Annotated in this window: 12 protein-coding genes; 4 read left to right on the top strand and 8 right to left on the bottom strand. The window is 46.4% G+C overall.

Annotated features, from left to right (window positions below):
• The first annotated feature begins 247 nt into the window (after positions 1-247).
• Positions 248-1,933 (top strand): glycerol-3-phosphate dehydrogenase/oxidase, encoded by a 1,686-nt coding sequence (locus FHS16_RS27450; RefSeq protein WP_183570255.1) that lies wholly within the window; start codon positions 248-250, stop codon positions 1,931-1,933.
• Between the two features lie 247 nt (positions 1,934-2,180).
• Positions 2,181-3,326 (top strand): cation diffusion facilitator family transporter, encoded by a 1,146-nt coding sequence (locus FHS16_RS27445; RefSeq protein ID WP_183570253.1) that lies wholly within the window; start codon positions 2,181-2,183, stop codon positions 3,324-3,326.
• Positions 3,327-3,519: 193 nt separating this feature from the next.
• Here the strand turns inward: FHS16_RS27445 and FHS16_RS27440 are convergent, their stop codons facing one another.
• Both FHS16_RS27440 and FHS16_RS27435 read right to left on the bottom strand, forming a co-directional pair.
• On the bottom strand, positions 3,520-4,641 hold the full coding sequence (locus FHS16_RS27440; protein WP_246431996.1) for an ABC transporter permease: 1,122 nt from the start codon (positions 4,639-4,641) through the stop codon (positions 3,520-3,522).
• Positions 4,642-5,571 carry an ABC transporter ATP-binding protein gene (locus FHS16_RS27435; RefSeq protein WP_183570250.1) on the bottom strand — a complete coding sequence of 310 codons (930 nt, stop codon included), beginning with the start codon at positions 5,569-5,571 and terminating at the stop codon, positions 4,642-4,644.
• A 542-nt stretch (positions 5,572-6,113) separates the two neighbouring features.
• Here FHS16_RS27435 and FHS16_RS27430 point away from each other — a divergent pair.
• Both FHS16_RS27430 and FHS16_RS27425 read left to right on the top strand, forming a co-directional pair.
• Positions 6,114-6,440 (top strand): hypothetical protein, encoded by a 327-nt coding sequence (locus tag FHS16_RS27430; RefSeq protein WP_183570248.1) that lies wholly within the window; start codon positions 6,114-6,116, stop codon positions 6,438-6,440.
• 145 nt (positions 6,441-6,585) lie between these two features.
• Positions 6,586-7,185, top strand: coding sequence for a hypothetical protein (locus FHS16_RS27425; protein WP_183570246.1), 600 nt, complete (start codon positions 6,586-6,588; stop codon positions 7,183-7,185).
• 131 nt (positions 7,186-7,316) lie between these two features.
• Here the strand turns inward: FHS16_RS27425 and FHS16_RS27420 are convergent, their stop codons facing one another.
• The 6 genes from FHS16_RS27420 to FHS16_RS27395 all read right to left on the bottom strand — a co-directional run bounded on the left by FHS16_RS27420 (position 7,317) and on the right by FHS16_RS27395 (position 16,176).
• A complete protein-coding gene (locus FHS16_RS27420; RefSeq protein WP_183570244.1) occupies positions 7,317-8,618 on the bottom strand; it encodes an SGNH/GDSL hydrolase family protein in 1,302 nt (433 codons plus the stop codon).
• Positions 8,619-9,181: 563 nt separating this feature from the next.
• Positions 9,182-10,738, bottom strand: a complete 1,557-nt coding sequence (locus FHS16_RS27415; protein WP_183570242.1) for an ABC transporter substrate-binding protein — start codon at positions 10,736-10,738, stop codon at positions 9,182-9,184.
• Positions 10,739-10,795: 57 nt separating this feature from the next.
• Positions 10,796-11,713: a carbohydrate ABC transporter permease gene (locus FHS16_RS27410; protein ID WP_183570240.1), complete on the bottom strand. Its 918-nt coding sequence runs from the start codon at positions 11,711-11,713 to the stop codon at positions 10,796-10,798.
• Between the two features lie 16 nt (positions 11,714-11,729).
• The gene (locus FHS16_RS27405; protein WP_183570239.1) at positions 11,730-12,650 is read right to left on the bottom strand and encodes an ABC transporter permease; all 921 of its coding nucleotides are present in this window, start codon (positions 12,648-12,650) and stop codon (positions 11,730-11,732) included.
• A 165-nt stretch (positions 12,651-12,815) separates the two neighbouring features.
• Positions 12,816-14,390, bottom strand: a complete 1,575-nt coding sequence (locus FHS16_RS27400; protein WP_183570237.1) for a response regulator — start codon at positions 14,388-14,390, stop codon at positions 12,816-12,818.
• A gap of 31 nt (positions 14,391-14,421) precedes the next feature.
• The gene (locus FHS16_RS27395) at positions 14,422-16,176 is read right to left on the bottom strand and encodes a sensor histidine kinase (RefSeq protein ID WP_183570235.1); all 1,755 of its coding nucleotides are present in this window, start codon (positions 16,174-16,176) and stop codon (positions 14,422-14,424) included.
• Positions 16,177-16,369: the final 193 nt, after the last annotated feature.

Raw genomic sequence — 16,369 nt, 5'->3', positions numbered from 1 at the left:
GGTATACTACGGCTAAGTTAATAACGGTTGGAGATCAGGAGAAACCACGAAGACCGCTTCCACACCCTTTTTCGGGGCAGGAAGCGGTTTGAGTGGTTTTTTTGACGTATTAGTAAGGATATGGGTTTAATACTTTCTCTATACGTTTCGCTGAAACGATGGCGTTTATTGTTATATTCATTTATTCGCGAGTAATGATTGGGTTATCGCAGAACAATAGAGGCATAAGAACTAGGAGGAAATTAGCATGAAAAGCAAACTCGGCAGTGGGCATTTTTCCGCGCAAAATCGTGAGCAGGTATTGGAGCAAATGCAGCAATCACAAATTGATGTGCTGGTAATCGGCGGTGGGATAACCGGTGCGGGAATCGCGCTTGATGCTGCAGCGCGCGGCATGAAGGTGGCGCTCGTGGAGATGCAGGATTATGCAGCAGGAACGTCAAGCCGTTCGACGAAGCTTGTTCACGGCGGATTGCGTTATTTGAAGCAATTTGAAGTCGGAGTCGTGGCTGAGGTAGGCAAGGAGCGGGCAATCGTTTACGAGAACGGGCCGCATGTAACGACACCGGAATGGATGCTGCTGCCGCTATACAAAGGCGGTACGTTCGGCAAATTCTCGACTTCGATCGGCTTGCGCGTCTATGATTTTTTGGCTGGGGTGAAACGGAAAGAGCGCCGGGTGATGCTGAGCGCGGCGGATACGCTGTCGAAGGAGCCGCTGCTTAAGCGAGATGGGCTGAAGGGTGGCGGCTATTATGTGGAATACCGCACGGACGATGCTCGGCTGACGATTGAAGTCATGAAAAAAGCGGTCGAAAGAAGCGCGTTGGCAGTCAACTACGCGCGTGTAGAAACGCTGCGTTACGGCAATGACGGGAAGATTACCGGCGCTTTGGTTAAAGATAACATCAGCGGCGCACAATATGAGCTTAAGGCTGCCAAAATTATTAATGCGACAGGTCCTTGGGTGGATGATATCCGTGAAATGGACGGCTCAAAAAAAGGAAAAACGCTTCGTTTGACCAAAGGCGTTCATCTCGTATTCGACAAAAGCCGATTTCCGCTGCGCCAAGCGGTTTACTTTGATACGCCGGATGGCCGCATGGTCTTCGCCATTCCACGCGCCGGCAAAACCTATTTCGGTACAACGGATACCAATTACAAGGGCAACGCAGTCAATCCGATCATGACGCTGGAGGACCGTACTTATTTGCTGCAAGCGGTCAACTTCATGTTCCCTGATCTAAAGCTCGTAGAGGGCGATGTCGAATCAAGCTGGGCAGGCCTTCGTCCGCTTATTCAGCAGGAAGGGAAATCGCCTTCGGAAATTTCTCGCCGCGATGAAATTTTCGTATCCGATTCCGGGTTGATTTCTATTGCAGGGGGCAAGCTGACAGGCTACCGCAAAATGGCTGAGACCGTCGTCGATAAAGTGGTGGAGCTGCTCGGGCAGGAAGGAAGCGGCTTGCAGTTTGTCAAAGGCGATACGAAATCGATTCCAATGTCAGGCGGAGACCTGGGCGGATCGGGCGGGTTCGAGTCTTACGTGAATAAAAAAACAGCGGAAGGCTCCAAATTCGGCTTCTCAAAGGAAGAGTCGAAGTTTTTGGCGGAGCGTTATGGCTCGAACGTAGATCAATTGTTCAAGCTTGCACAAACCACAGCTGAGTGGGCGGCTGCGTTCAAGCTTCCCTTAGTGCTGGCGGTTCAGCTTCGCTACGCGATAGAAGCGGAAATGGCAGTGAAGCCTGTTGACTTCTTCATTCGCCGTACCGGCGATCTTTTCTTCCGGATTGACCATGTGAAGCAGTGGAAAGAAGCGGCGATGTCGGCAATGGCGGAGCTGCTTGGCTGGAGCGAGGAGCAGCATGCTGTCTACTCGGCAGAGCTTGAAGAGAAGCTTGTAGAGGCCGTTGAGCCGCTTCGCGGCTAAGTGTATCACGGACGTATGTTCACGATGAAATCATAGTAATCAGAGACGCTATCCTGCGTCTCTTTTTGTTTTTCAATGAGTAGAACTTTTTCGCAATCATCGAAAATGGTTGCAACGGAGGCATATTTTACATATAATACATATGAGCACATGTTCATATGTTATTTGAATACGGGTGGTTTTAATGAAAAGATCCGCAAGGAAGCAGACTAAGCGAGTCTGGGCGTCGGAATCGGGGGAGAATGAGATGAGCAAACCATCGGACAGCGAGCAAGATAGAAAAGCAGGGAAAGCGGATGCTGCCAGCGGGGATAAGCTGCATGATCATAACCATGCGGGAGAGTCCTGCAGCCATTCGCATGGCCATAATCATGATGAAACAGGAAAGCAGTCACTAAAAAACGGAAAACATAGCCGTAGCAGTCACAGCCATGCAGGACATAGCCATGCAGGGCATAGCCATAGCGGTCACCATCATGGGCACCACCACGGACACTCGCATGGCCATCACGGGCATTCTCATGCACCTAACAACAAGGCCGGCCTGCTAATCGCATTGATCATAACGGCGGGAATTATGGTGCTGGAATTTGTAGGCGGCTTGATAACGAATTCGCTCGCGTTATTATCCGATTCCGGACATATGCTGAGCGATACAGCAGCGCTGGCTTTAAGCCTCGCTGCGATGTGGTTCGCGGTGCGACCGAGATCCTCCAGCCGTACCTACGGTTTTCATCGGTTCGAAATATTGGCGGCGCTGCTGAATGGGGTAACGCTGTTCGTCATTGCGGCGTTCATTGTGGTCGAGGCGATTAAACGTTTCGGCGAACCTCCGACTGTAGCCAGCGGAACGATGATGGTCATTGCAGGGATCGGCTTGCTTGCCAATCTAGCGAGTGCTTGGTTCCTCATGCGGAAAGCCGACGTAAAGGACAATTTAAATGTGCGAAGCGCATATTTGCACGTGCTAGGTGACGCTATCGGCTCAGTAGGAGCGATCATTGCCGGTATTCTGATGTCGTTGTTTTCCTGGTACATTGTTGATCCGATTATTAGCGTCATCGTCGCGCTGCTCATTCTAAAAAGCGCGTGGGGGATCATTAAATCGACGGTTCATATCCTCATGGAAGGTACGCCTGCCAACGTGGACGCGGAGCAAGTCGAGAAGACACTGCTTCGTATTCCGGGAGTAAAAGATGTGCATGACCTGCATATTTGGACAATTACCTCGGGTCTTGATTCCTTAAGCTGCCATCTCACGGTAGACGATTCCGTTGATTGCCAAACCGTACTGCAGCAAGCGATCAGTCAAATTGCGGATGAATTTCACATTGAGCATACGACGATTCAAGTAGAGAAGTCTTTGCTGAAGCATTCTGAATGTAAAGTGTGAGCTTCATTTTTGAAAATAAAGGAAGGTTTATTCATAGTTTATACATGCTCTATATTTCTCGGTATGAAACGCGCCGTACCGCTAAAGGACGGCGATAGTCGTTTCACCTTGAAGAATATCATGACGAAGACAGCAGGCGCAGCAGCTTAGTCGATAAGCTGCCGCGGCCTGCTGTTGCTGCATCATATGCATGTTATTGTGCATCCGATACGGATTTGGCTTTGTAAACCTGTGAACCGACGAGGAAGGACACGACGCCCCATATGACCATTACGCCGATTCCGGCCCAGAATGCGCCTGATGCGATACCGGAGTTATAAATAAGTCCATCTCGCATGCCTTCGACGAAATAGGTGAGCGGCAGCATTTGCGTAACCGGCTGCAGCCAAGTCGGAAGCGATTCGAGCGGGAAGAAAACGCCGCTTAGGAACATCATCAGCATGCTCGCGATGTTCGACATCCCCATATATGCCTCTATCGACTTGCTGAACGAGGAGAACAGGTAGCCCATCGCATTAAAGACCAATCCACCCGCAAGGAAGGCGATAACCAAGCTGAATATGTTGATATGGAGGTTTGCGCCGAACCCGAACACGCCAATCAGTGTCAAAATAATGATCTGTACGATGCCGAGCAGCAGTTTTACCAGCATGCCGGCAAGCCCGTAAAGTCCCATTCTCGCAGGTGTCATGCGAAGCCTTTTCATCAAGCCGTTCCTACGCATTTCAACGAGTCCGACCATGCCGAACAATCCGCCCTGTGCCACAGACAAGCCAATCATGCCCGTTAACAGGAAATCGGCATAATTCAAATCGTCTGCGCCGGAGGAAATGGAGGTTTTGGCGAGGCTGAACGTTGGTGTTGCGCCGGCTGCCGTCCAATTCGCCTGTTGAATGAATTGATCCAATATGCCTGAGACAGCTTGGGTCGTTGCTCCTTGTTCGTCTGCTTTGTTCACGACAAGCTTGATCGTCGTTGCGCTCTCGGTCTCAGGAAGAATAATGAGGGCATCAATGTCTTGCTTTTCGACGAGCCTATTGCCTGCCTCTAAAGTAACCGGCTGCTCGGATTCCCATTTAAACACAGGAATTTGCTGCAGCTGCTCAAGCAGCATGGCGGAGGCTGCATTCGGCTGGGAATCCACAATTGCTATTTTGGCCTTGAAGCTTTCGCTGGAGCCGCCTCCGAAGATGACCATAAACAGCACCATCAATATAACAGGGAAAAAGATATTCCAAAACCATACCTGCTTCTCGCGAAACATCATTTTGATCTGAGCGGAAAACATTTTGGAAAACTGCTTCATACTGTTCATCTAATCTCTCCACTCCTTCCCAGTGAAGGCAATAAATACGTCTTCCAGGCTCATTTCACGAATTGAAATTTGCTCAACCCGGAATCCGCGCCCCTTCGTAAAGCCGAACACCTCGTAAAGGGTTTCTTCAGGCTGCGTCGTCCATAGCTGAAGGGCATCCCCATCGCGGCTTGTGCGAACGACGGCAGACTGAGTCTGTGCAATCTTTTCTGTCTCTATTGCTGCTTCGGCACCGTCGATAAAGGTAAGCCTAACCTCGCGCTCCTGCGTAAGGCGGTCAATTAAGGCGGCGGGCGTATCGAGCGTGACGACTTTCCCTTGGTCAACGATGCAGACGCGGTCGCTTAGCTTCTCTGCTTCCTCCATGTAGTGCGTCGTGAGAATAGTCGTTTTGCCGAGCGCCTTCAGCTTCAATATAATATCCCAAATGTTGCGCCTAGCCTGCGGATCAAGTCCTGTAGTCGGTTCATCTAGAAAAATAAGAATCGGGTCGTTTATCATCGCAAGCCCGATTGCGAGCCTTTGTTTCTGACCGCCGGAGAGCTTGCGGACCTGCTTGTTCCGCTGATCCGTCAGGTTGATCATCTCCAATACCTCCGACGCTGGCTTGGATTTCGGATAAAAGGTTGCGAACAAGTCCAAGTTTTCTTCAACAGTCAGCAGATCGAATAGAGCGCTTGATTGCGGCTGGACACCGATTGAGGTTTTAATTTGCTCACTGTTTTTGACCCAGCTAAGCTCGCCGAACTCGATTTGGCCGCTATCCGGCACCTGCAAGCCTTCGATCATTTCCAGCGTAGTCGTCTTGCCAGCGCCGTTCGGGCCGATAATCGTAAACACCTCGCCGGCCTCGACGGTGAAGCTGATATCTTCTACGGCGTTTACCGCGCCAAAACTTTTCCGCAAATGACGCACTTCCAACACGGGCATTATGTAACCTCCTTCAAGTTTTGTGAAGCAAAACTCGCTTCGAAAGCATACGCTTAAGTTTTGTGAAGCAAAACTCGCTTCGAAAGCATACGCTTAAGTTTTGTGAAGCAAAGCTAAATAAGTTGAACTAATGAATGAGCTGCGTAGGCGGAGATAACAAAGTCGTTCTGGAGAAATGGAATGTTCGCTTTTGCAGACCAAATGGTAACCCTATATGAAGTTAACTAATCAAAACCATTTGGCTGCAATCGCGATCGGAAGAATGACTTTGGTCACGCAGCTATAACGGCATACTTATGTTTAGTTCATCTTATATAGCTTCAAAAGCATATCCGAATGGTTGATCAGTTACCGTAATTTTAACCGTATCCAGTTTATGAGAGTAGGGACCAGAGCATGCTTTAAACTCAGCCTGAAGAAGGAGGTATGGAGTGTTGATTAAACGGCTAAAAGAATATTTATACGAGGATGGATGTAAAAAGAGTAACATTTTTCCAAGAAGATACGTTGTATCTTATATATTCCAACAAAGGAGCGAGGGTATGGCAATACGAAAAATCGTTTATATTTTGCCTGTTTATTTTTTGGCATGGATTGTATTTCCTATTGTGATGCTAGTGGAGCCGTTTAGCTGGTTTTTAAACCCGATTGTCAACAATACGCCTGCGTTCATCACGGTTTCCAAAGGGTTGGCGCAGTCTTTGCTTATAGCGAATGTGATTGGTTTTTCCATGTATAAATTAAGTGCGAATACCCGCCTGTCGGTGAAGGATTGGCGGGTAGCCGGCCTCCTCGTTGCGTCTTCATTAATTCATATTGCTGTCGTAAGCGTTATTATTTTCTTGCTGGTCGGATATGAGGATTTATAGAAACGGTCGATATCAATACAAGATTCGCGGTTTTGGAGTAGGCGTGACTCATACGCAGATGTTGACACCCATTCCGTTCAAAAAGTCGATTAAAGAGCTAATATCACAGTCTGGAATTCGCTTCCATATAAATGAGGTGAAATAATTGCAAAAAAGAATAACAATGACCATCCTGAGTTTTTTGTTCTTGTTCGGTACATGGTTTGCGTTCGCGCCTTTACAAGTCGATGCATGCTCTTGTGCAGAGACCCCAAGTATAGAAGATCAACTGCAACGGAAAACTGCAATATTCACAGGCAAAGTATTGCGTTTGACAAAACCTGTTAATGGGAAGATTTGGTCTTCCGAAGATGCTGTAAAAGTTCAATTCGAAGTAAAAAAAGTTTGGAAAGGGGATTTGGGTTCTCAAACGACTGTTTACACAGCAAGGAGTTCGGAAAGTTGTGGTTACGAAGGATTCGGAATAAATGAAGAGTTTATCGTTTTTGCTTATGGCGAAGCAGACCGACTTGAAACAGGTCTTTGTGAGGGGAATAAAAACCTTGAATCCGCACAAGAGGAAATAAAAGCATTGGGGGTAGGATACGAACCTTCTAAAATGACAAGCACGCGTGAGGAATATTCGGATAAAACTATCGTAACAAAGGAATCGAATAATTGGTGGTTCATGGTCGGTTCATTACTTGTGGTTTTTCTCGCCGTATGCATTCTGCGGCTTATATCCTTAAGAGGACGACGTCGATGAACACAACGGTTTGGGCAAGCTAGTTTAAAAATGTAATATGTTCTGGGGGCTGCACTTTTTGTACCCAGTAAGACAAAAAAAGATGCAATCCAAGAAGGATGCATCCTCTTTGCCATTTCGATTCTACAAGCTTAAGCGTTGATAAATACCGTTCTTAGCTTCTCCAGATAACGGACATCCAGTCCAAATCCCTGAGCTATTGCGGCAAGCGGGACATACGTTTTATGTTCTTTGCCTACTTTATTCAAGAAAGCGGGCGTATCCAGCTTAATTGCTGCTCCGTCCAAATGAATGTGGGAGGCTCCGATTTGAACCGTCAGCTTGTGATCACCGTATGTAATCGCTGCTGTTTTGGTTTTTGCATCCCAAACGGTAACGGCTCCAAACACTTGGACAATATCTTGGATGGCGATAAAAGATCTGTCTGCTTTAATGACCGGCGTATAAGGTGTTTCTAGATTCTTCCCATTAACGATTACATTAATCGTTTGCCCGCCGGCTGCTGATAGTGTTGTATGTGAACCCCAGATCGTTTCCGCAAAAATCTTGGCAATGAGTTCATAACCGGTCTGGTTGGGATGGAAATCACGATCTGAAATCATATGAGTCAATTGAGCTTCTTTTCCTAAAAACGCCTCGGATACATGCGCAACTTTAATTTTCAAGCCTTGGGCAGCAAAACCTCCGGCAAGTTTATCTACGGTAGCAGTAAAAGATTTCGATACTTCAACAAGCTTAGGATACAAGGTTGCGTTAGCGATTTCCGGCATTGGCTGATACTGGTCTGCTATAATAATTTCAGCAGCAGGGTTGATTTTATATAGATTCTGAATGACTTGATTTATATTTTCTGCATAGCTGGTCAATAAGGTGGATGTGCTTTCGGCTAGTTGCTGGTCAGTTAACGTTGCACCAAGCGTCAGCAATTGGGCGACATCATTTCCTCCAATTGTAAGGACGATAAGATTGGAAGCTGCTATGCTCTCACGAATTTGCACCGTATTTTCTCCGAGTTTCCCTGCATTAGGATCGGACAGGTTAGGTTGTATAGCGTCAGACTCAACCTTTGTGCCTAATTGAATAGCATCGACAAAAGTTTTTAGCCCGCCCGTTTTCAACCCTGAAATGCCAAAGTTGCTGACCGTTGTACGTCCGTGAAGAAGCCCTTGCTCATATAGACGTTCTACATAACCGTATGGTAACGCTGTCAAATTTGGTTCATAGCCTACGGTAATCGAATCACCCAAAGTAACAATCCGATATTTGGCAGCATCCTGTTTGTTCACCGTACCCTGAACGGAATCAACCGCTTGGCTTGAAGCTGCATTCGCCTTTGACACAGGCAAGCCTATAGGCGATAGCAAAATTGTACTGGCCAGCAGTGCACCCGACCATTTTTTTGCGTGCGTTTTCCAAGAAATTAAATTTTTCATTCTATCCGGACACCCCTCATCTATTAATGATTGTTTAACAATCAGTAAATAATAGTTTAATATAAATTACCAAAAAATTCTAGCGTTATATAGTTTCAATTCAATCAGGCAAACCAAGCTATATTTCTGAATATAGAGCAGCAGAGCGGGATGCGTTTTGAAATGGAAACATTTTACTCATTTCCTTCGTCTTTTGTGTAGGCAACATTAAAGAAGAGAATGAGAGGTGAGTAATCATTGAAAAAGCTTGCCTTGCTAATAAGTATTCTTACATAAGATGCCTTCGGGCTGCTGGCGTACGAAAGAAACTTTATTTCATTCTAATCTCGCCTGCGTTTTTAGTTGGTTTTATGTTTAGCTATTATTTCAGAACGCATAACATCGGTCTATTTTAAACGTCTATTATGTTGTATGCGGGTTCACACGGCAAGAAAACGGATGCTGTACTGCGTGTGCTTGCTTAGCGGGGGAGCGACGGAGGATCAGTGTCCAGACCCATTTCAATATCGGATGCTTCAGGCAAAATAAAAGGAGAGAAGGCATTGGCCTTCTCTCCTTTTGTATTATTTTTTCGCTGCAAGGAATGCATCGATTTGAGATTGAAGTTCAGTTTGAATCTTCTCGATACCTGCTGCTTTGATTTGTTTGTTCAAATCTGCAAGGCCTTTATCTACGTCTTTGATTACGCCATACTCTAAAGGAATTGCGTAACGAAGCATAACGTTACTTACATTGGCCACTTCTGTTTTTACTTTGCTGTTATCGAATACAAACGTTTCAAGCGGGTAGTGGTACACGCTGCTGTCCCAACCGTTTTGCATAGCAGTCGCTTCCTCAGGGAATGACTCGTTATCACGGTTTAGAGGAGAGTTGAAGCCCCAGAAGGAGAAGCCGGTGTAGTTCGGGCTTTTGTCCGTGGATTGGAATTTCTCATCGCCGACAGCTGTGTAGTGTACGCCTTCAATACCGAGATTGATAAGGTCATGGAGCTCTTGGTCATTTTGCATCAAATCAATAAACATAAGAGCGCGTTCCGGGTGCTTCGATGTCGCATGTACGGATACCCCGTTCTGTGTAGCAACAGCTTGGGATTTCTTACTGTTTGGGTTAATGTCGGCAAGTGCAACTTCAAATTGATTCGTTTGGCGCATCAAGGCCATCAGTGAGCCGAGCGTACCCATATTATGAGTTATTGATGCCGTTTTACCTTCTCTGAAATCTTGCTGATGATCGTTTTTGTTGTTCAGTACGTTCTTCGACCAAGCGCCATTGTCTGCAAGGTCTTTGTAGTAAAGAAGCAGCTCTTTAAATTCTGGTGTTTCATAGACATTAAAGATCTTGCCTGTTTCATCGGTAATTTTGAAGCCGAGTGGAATGTCTAGATCAAACAGGTTCCAATCATATTGCTGCTTCAACATAATGCGGTCTAGGTTGTGCATCTTCCAGTCGCCTGTTTCCGGCGTGAAAGGAGTAATTCCTTTCTCGTTAGCTGCTACTGCTTTCAAATAGTTGGCATAAGCTTCAGGGCTGTCAATTGCAGGAAGATTGTATTTTTTGCGCAAATCTTCACGGTAGAGGATAAGCTTCTCTACAGACTCGCCAAGGTTCTGTGGAACCATGAACAGCTTGCCGTTCACTTTAGCTTGATCCCAGTTCACTTCGGACATTTCTTTCCAAGTAGTAGGCATATAAGTTTTGAGCATATCTTCTGTCAATTCAAGGAAGCCGCCTTTAAGCGCTTGGTCATTGTATCCTGCCCAGTTTGCGGTGTAGATCAGGTCGAAATCTTCATTAGCAGCCAGCTTCAAAGGGTATTTCTGTGCCCAATCGGACCAATCCAGAAATTCACCTTCAAGAGTTACATTGATTTTTGCTTTCAATTTCTCATTAACAGCTGCAAACACGGAGTCGTAATCAACCGGTTTAGGTCCTACAAAAACCATTTTCAGTTTAACCGCTTCCGATGTATCTAACGCGCCTTGCTCTGTATTTGTGCTTGTCTCTCCACCGTCAGGTGCCTTTGTAGCAGCAGGTGCATTATTGTTGCTGCCGCAAGCGCTGATGATCATTACAATTGCCAAGACCATAGCCAGCATAATCATACTTCTCTTTTTAACCATTCGAAATATCCCCCTTATGATGAATCGCATTTATCGATAAACCAAGTTTCCTTGGAATCATCCTTTTACAGCGCCGATCGTCAAGCCTTTTACGAAGTACTTCTGAATAAATGGATATGCGACTAGTATCGGGCCGCTGGCAACAACGGTCATTGCCATCTTCAAGCCTTCAGTAGGGAGCACGTTTGTTACGACTGCGCCTGAGCCCATCATCGCTTTACGCATGCCATCCATATTGCCGAGCATCTTGTACAAGTAGTATTGGAGCGGCATCAGCTTTTCATCCGATACAAAAAGCAAGGCGTTGTACCAGTCGTTCCAATAACCGAGAGCGAGAAAGAGTCCAATCGTTGCGAGTGCAGGCTTCGAGAGTGGAAGTATCAGACGAAGGAAAATGAGAAAGTCGCCTGCACCGTCAATTTTAGCCGATTCCACAATCGCTTCTGGAATGTTGCTCATAAACGATTTCATGACAATGATATAAAACACGTTGAGCAGCAGCGGAAGAATCAAGGCTAGAATCGTATCCTTCATATGCAAGTAATTGACGACTAGAAGGTACCAAGGCACGAGGCCTCCGCTGAACAAGGTGGTAAAGAAGAAGAAAAACGAGAATTGATTGCGCCATTTGAAATCTCTTCTGGACAAGCAATACGCGGTCATCGCGGTCAGGAATAATCCGATTACGGTTCCGATTGCGGTAACAGCCAGCGTCACCGAGTAAGCGCGTAATATTTGCTCGGGATACTGAAACAAAATTTTGTAGGGCTCAAATGAAAACTCACTTGGGAAAAATTGATAACCCTTCGTTACGATCGTGCTTTCCTCGGACAGTGACGAGGATAGGATGAGAATAAAAGGCAGGATGCAAAGTGCAGCCAGGACAGATAAAGATATATAACCGATAACGGAAAGCAATTGGCGGTCCCGTTGATGTGATCTTACTGGTTTCGTTTCAAGCTCAGTTCCACTCATCTCATATCACCTCCCATTAGAATAAGGCCCGATCTTTGTCATATCTGCGAACAGAGTAGTTCACGAGCATAATGGCTGTAAATCCAAGAACGGATTGGAATACGCCTGCTGCGGCCGACATGCCGATATCATTCGAGGTAATGAGCGACCGGAATACGAATGTATCGATGACGTCGGTGGATGAGAACAGAACACCATTGTTGCCGACCATGTTGTAGAACATTCCGAAATCTCCTCTGAATATATTGCCTACTGCCAGCAGCACCAGAATGATTACGGTTGGATAAAGGTTAGGAATCGTCACCTTCAGGATACGCTGGAACACATTCGCTCCGTCGATCTCAGCCGCTTCGTACATTTCAGTATCGATGCTCGTAATGGCTGCCAAATACATGACCGTACCGTAGCCAAGCATCTTCCATGCGGACACAATCGTCAAAATGTATGGCCAATAAGCGGGCGTATTATAGATATCGATTGGCTCCATGCCGATTCCTCTTAGCAGGGAATTGACGGTACCGATATCGAAGTTCAATAAATTATAAGCAATTGCGCCTACAACGACCCATGAAATGAAGTAGGGAAGAAACAGAATGGATTGCGTGATTTTGCGGAACCATTTGCCTCCGACCTCGAACAATAGAATCGCTGTGAAAATTTGCAAGACGTTATTAACGACGATGAATGCGACGTTATAGAGCGCCGTGTTTCTCGTAATTCTCCAAGCGTCCCCTGATTCAAAGAAAAATCTGAAATTATCGAGCCCGTTCCAAGCGCTTCCAAAAATGCCGCCGGCGTAATCATAATGCTTGAACGCAATGATTATTCCTGCCATCGGTACATAGGCAAACAGCAGGAAAAACAAAACAGCGGGCGTTAGCATCAACAGAATCGTGCGGTATTTGATTACATCATTTATAAATCCGTTTCGTTTCATGTGCGCTCCCTCTCTCATCTCTTGTCTACGTTCATTATAAGAAATAGAAAAGAGCTGCATAATTAGGGTGATCAACTAAAACCAATACTTATTCAACGATTGCCTGTATAAGGGCAAAGAAACTGCCCGGTCCTGTGCAGACGCGGGCAGTCGCATATGTTTATTTTAAATTTTATGCTGCTTGCGATACTCTCCAGGCGACATGCCGGTAGACAGCTTGAACTGCCGATTGAAATACACAATGTTTTTATAGCCGGCAAGCTCTGCGATCTCATATACCTTCCGAGTCGGATCCTTCAACAGTTCACATACACGCTTCATGCGCAGATCGATAAGGAAATCGGTAAACAACGTATTGGTTTCAGCCTTGAAGAGCTGTCCTAAGTAGTTGGGCGTGAAGTCGAAATGCGATGCCACCTCATTCAGCGTGATCTTCTGGTCGAGCCGTTGCTCGACGAATCGCGTAATCTCATCAATAAGCTTGCGTTTCTGCCGCTGCTTCTTCAAATACAGCAGTTCTGACAATTCAAAAAATCGTCTTCGCAGCCACGATAAAATATCATGCACCGTTTCAAATTGAAACAGAATAAAGGGCTGATGCGACTCCCATTTCAAAATTTCATACAAATGCTCGTTCATTTGCTGGAGATCAGCATGAAGCTTGGAGGTAATACGAATGATAAGATCATAGATGTCGCTTTTCTGGGTAAGGGGCTGATCCCCGTTAAACAGCTCAAGCAAGCAATCATCGATCGCAGTCAGGTCATATTCGAGCATCGCTTGAAGCATCCGGTCGACGGTCTTCTCCAAGTTCAAAGCCATTGCCTGTTTGGGAGACCATTCCGATGCATCCTGAATGAGCCTGTTTTTGCCAAACACCCATTTGATGCTTAGCGCCGCTTGGGCTTGCCGATAGGAGTCATGCAGTTTATTGACCTCTGACGTGTATTTACCCGTTCCAATCGTAATGGAGTAGGCGAATTGTTTGTAGAATGCTTCGATCAATTGTTCGAGCATTGCCTTTATATGCTCTTCCGGAATGGTGGTCAGCAGTACGAAATGGTCGTCGTAGCTCGTTATTAAGGTTCCTAGGTTTTTCGCATTCACAAACTCTCGGATGAAGAGGGAGATGCTTGCGATTAACAATCGCCGTTCCTCTTCCGTCGTAAGATGAATTTTCCAGGCTAGATCATCCACTTCGATAATGGCGACTGTCGCTCCGTTCTCAAGGATCGGCGCGAGGAAGCGGTGTAGATGATCCTCTACCTGTCCAGGGGTAGGCTCCTTGAACCAGCGCAGCAGCAGCTCCTGATGAACGAGGCTCAGTGTTTCCGAGAGGGAAGAGCGCTGCTTTCTTTCCTCCTCGATCTTGCTGCACATCTGATCCAGCATATCATGCAGCTCACGATCCTCGACAGGTTTAAGAAGGTAGCCGGAAGCGTTCAATTGAATGGCTTCCTTGGCATAGCTGAAATCCTGGTGACCGCTAATAAATACGATATGAACCTGCGGGTTGATCTCCTTCGCTTTGCGCGCGAATGCCATGCCGGTCATAATCGGCATGCGTATGTCGGAGAGTATAAGATCAACGGGGTGCTGTTCCATAAGCTCAAGCGCCTCGAAGCCGCTGACCGCCGTTCTCACATTCTGCTGCTGCATAGCCTTGTTGCTCACAACGCGCCGCCGAAGCCATTCCAAATCAATGGATTCATCATCCACGAGTAAAATATTGATTTCCATATGCGTCTGCTCCTCTCATCGTTGTCTGCGATCAGGCGATGATATCGCCATCTTCCTTGATTTCTGCATTGGCAATCGGAAGAATAATTTGTACGGTCGTTCCTGCTCCGTAATGGCTGCCAATGCGAATGCCGAAGTCATTGCCGTACCGGAGCTTAATGCGTTCCTCCACGTTTTTGAGCCCGTACTTATCCGACTGGTTGTCTGGCTGCAGCGTATTGGATTGCATTTTCTTAAGGGTATCCGGCCGCATTCCGATGCCGTTGTCGATGACTTTGAGCTCAATGTGATCGCCAAGCCGTTTTCCTGTAATTCGAATGGCTATGGATTTGCCGAACCACGAATGCTTGAATATATTCTCGACAAAGGGCTGCAGGATCAGCTTAATAATCGGCGTTTGCAGAATTTCAGGCTCGACATCGAAATAGACCTTGAACGTGTCCGCATATTTGACCCGCTGAATATCGAGGTAGGCTTCAATCTGCTCAAGCTCCTTCTCCAGCGAGATATAGACATTGCCGCCATTTAAGGTAAGCCGGTAGAACTTGGACAAGCCTTGCACCATCTGAGTGACCTTCTGAACCTCGCCAAGATTGGCGAGACTGCCGATTGTAGACAAGGTATTATATAAAAAATGAGGGCTAATCTGTGCCTGAAGCACATCAAGCTCGGCCTGTTTCTTCTGAATGCCCTGTACATATTCATTTTTGATCAATTCCTGTATGCTCGTCGCCATCTGGTTAAAGGAATCGGCAATATGGACAAATTCGTCATTGCCTGTAAACACGATCCGTTTATGAAAGTTGCCTTCTTGGAAGGAACGGACCAGCGTGACGATTCGCTTCATTTTTTTGCCGGAGAGCCTAGCCACGATAAAGCCGATAAAAGCCATGACCAAAAAGCTGATTGTACAGACGGTTCCAATCACTTTCTGCATTCTGCTGGCATCTTTGTTCAAATAAGCATGGGGCACCAAAGATTCGATAATGAAAGGTGTTCCGGCAATTTGCTCTTTGATGCTGAGCTCGTTGCTTTGGTTCGAATGTGCGTCAGCCTCTCCTCTGGTGTATAGGGTTGCTCCTGCCGTCGTATCGACAAGCCGCAGACTGATGCCTTGGTCGATCGGGAACGTATCGAAGTTGCCAAATAGCTCGTCGAACCTAGCCGTTACACGGACATAGCCAATCACAGACGCCATGCCGCTGGAGGAAACCAGCTTGCGGAAATGAGAAATATGATTCAGCTTCTTATCTGTATCCAGTTGAAGCCACAGATTATCCTGATTCATGGCTTGAATCGATTCGAACCAATCTGTGCTCGCGATGCTGCTGGCAGGAAGGACGTAATAGTCTCTTCTGCTAATTTCCTCTTCCATATTGTCACCTGGAACCTCGTACATTTTTTCATTTACAGTGTAGAGGACGAGACGGATGTTGTTGCCGTACAGCTGAAGCGGCGCTTTCATCTGAGGAATGATGTCATCTCTCATTTTGAGCATGACCTCAAGCGGATCTCCTGAATTCTGAAGCGCGTTCTGGAAGGTAAGGCTGGTGAACAAGGTGCTCGACATCCGGTTGATTTCATCCATTTGGTATTCAATATTGTTGCGTGTCTGCTTCATGGCTGTCCGAATATTCGTCTCGGCCATCTCGGTTCGGGACTGAATGAGCATCGTATACGAAATATAGCCGATGAGCAGGTCAGTCAGCAGGACAAGCAGCAGGTAAGGGATCATCATTTTGTAGGTGAAAGGGATATACAGCCTACCAAGTTTGAAGCGTCGCATGAGACTTCCTCTTTCGCAGCAAATTTATTTTTATTAAATATACAGGATTAAAAAGCCGAAGTATATTGTTAACCGTGCGGAGACTGTTCTGGGAACCGTTTTTTGAAAATATAGGAAAGGATATGATTTCGCTATCCTTTCTCTATATTTCTACGCGAAACGTAAGCTTAGCCGTCAGAGGGCGGCTTCAGCC

The organism is Paenibacillus endophyticus (genome assembly GCF_014192395.1).
GTDB classification, from domain to species: domain Bacteria; phylum Bacillota; class Bacilli; order Paenibacillales; family Paenibacillaceae; genus Pristimantibacillus; species Pristimantibacillus endophyticus.
The sequence above is the reverse complement of the archived record's forward strand: the minus strand, read 5'-3'. Positions and strand labels throughout refer to the sequence as shown.

What these genes read in the sequence shown, in the direction of transcription:
- FHS16_RS27450 (WP_183570255.1), top strand. Translation starts at nt 248, where the DNA reads ATGAAAAGCAAACTCGGCAGTGGGCATTTTTCCGCGCAAAATCGTGAG.
- FHS16_RS27445 (WP_183570253.1), top strand. Translation starts at nt 2,181, where the DNA reads ATGAGCAAACCATCGGACAGCGAGCAAGATAGAAAAGCAGGGAAAGCG.
- FHS16_RS27440 (WP_246431996.1), bottom strand. Translation starts at nt 4,641, where the DNA reads ATGAACAGTATGAAGCAGTTTTCCAAAATGTTTTCCGCTCAGATCAAA.
- FHS16_RS27435 (WP_183570250.1), bottom strand. Translation starts at nt 5,571, where the DNA reads ATGCCCGTGTTGGAAGTGCGTCATTTGCGGAAAAGTTTTGGCGCGGTA.
- FHS16_RS27430 (WP_183570248.1), top strand. Translation starts at nt 6,114, where the DNA reads ATGGCAATACGAAAAATCGTTTATATTTTGCCTGTTTATTTTTTGGCA.
- FHS16_RS27420 (WP_183570244.1), bottom strand. Translation starts at nt 8,618, where the DNA reads ATGAAAAATTTAATTTCTTGGAAAACGCACGCAAAAAAATGGTCGGGT.
- FHS16_RS27415 (WP_183570242.1), bottom strand. Translation starts at nt 10,738, where the DNA reads ATGGTTAAAAAGAGAAGTATGATTATGCTGGCTATGGTCTTGGCAATT.
- FHS16_RS27410 (WP_183570240.1), bottom strand. Translation starts at nt 11,713, where the DNA reads ATGAGTGGAACTGAGCTTGAAACGAAACCAGTAAGATCACATCAACGG.
- FHS16_RS27405 (WP_183570239.1), bottom strand. Translation starts at nt 12,650, where the DNA reads ATGAAACGAAACGGATTTATAAATGATGTAATCAAATACCGCACGATT.
- FHS16_RS27400 (WP_183570237.1), bottom strand. Translation starts at nt 14,390, where the DNA reads ATGGAAATCAATATTTTACTCGTGGATGATGAATCCATTGATTTGGAA.
- FHS16_RS27395 (WP_183570235.1), bottom strand. Translation starts at nt 16,176, where the DNA reads ATGCGACGCTTCAAACTTGGTAGGCTGTATATCCCTTTCACCTACAAA.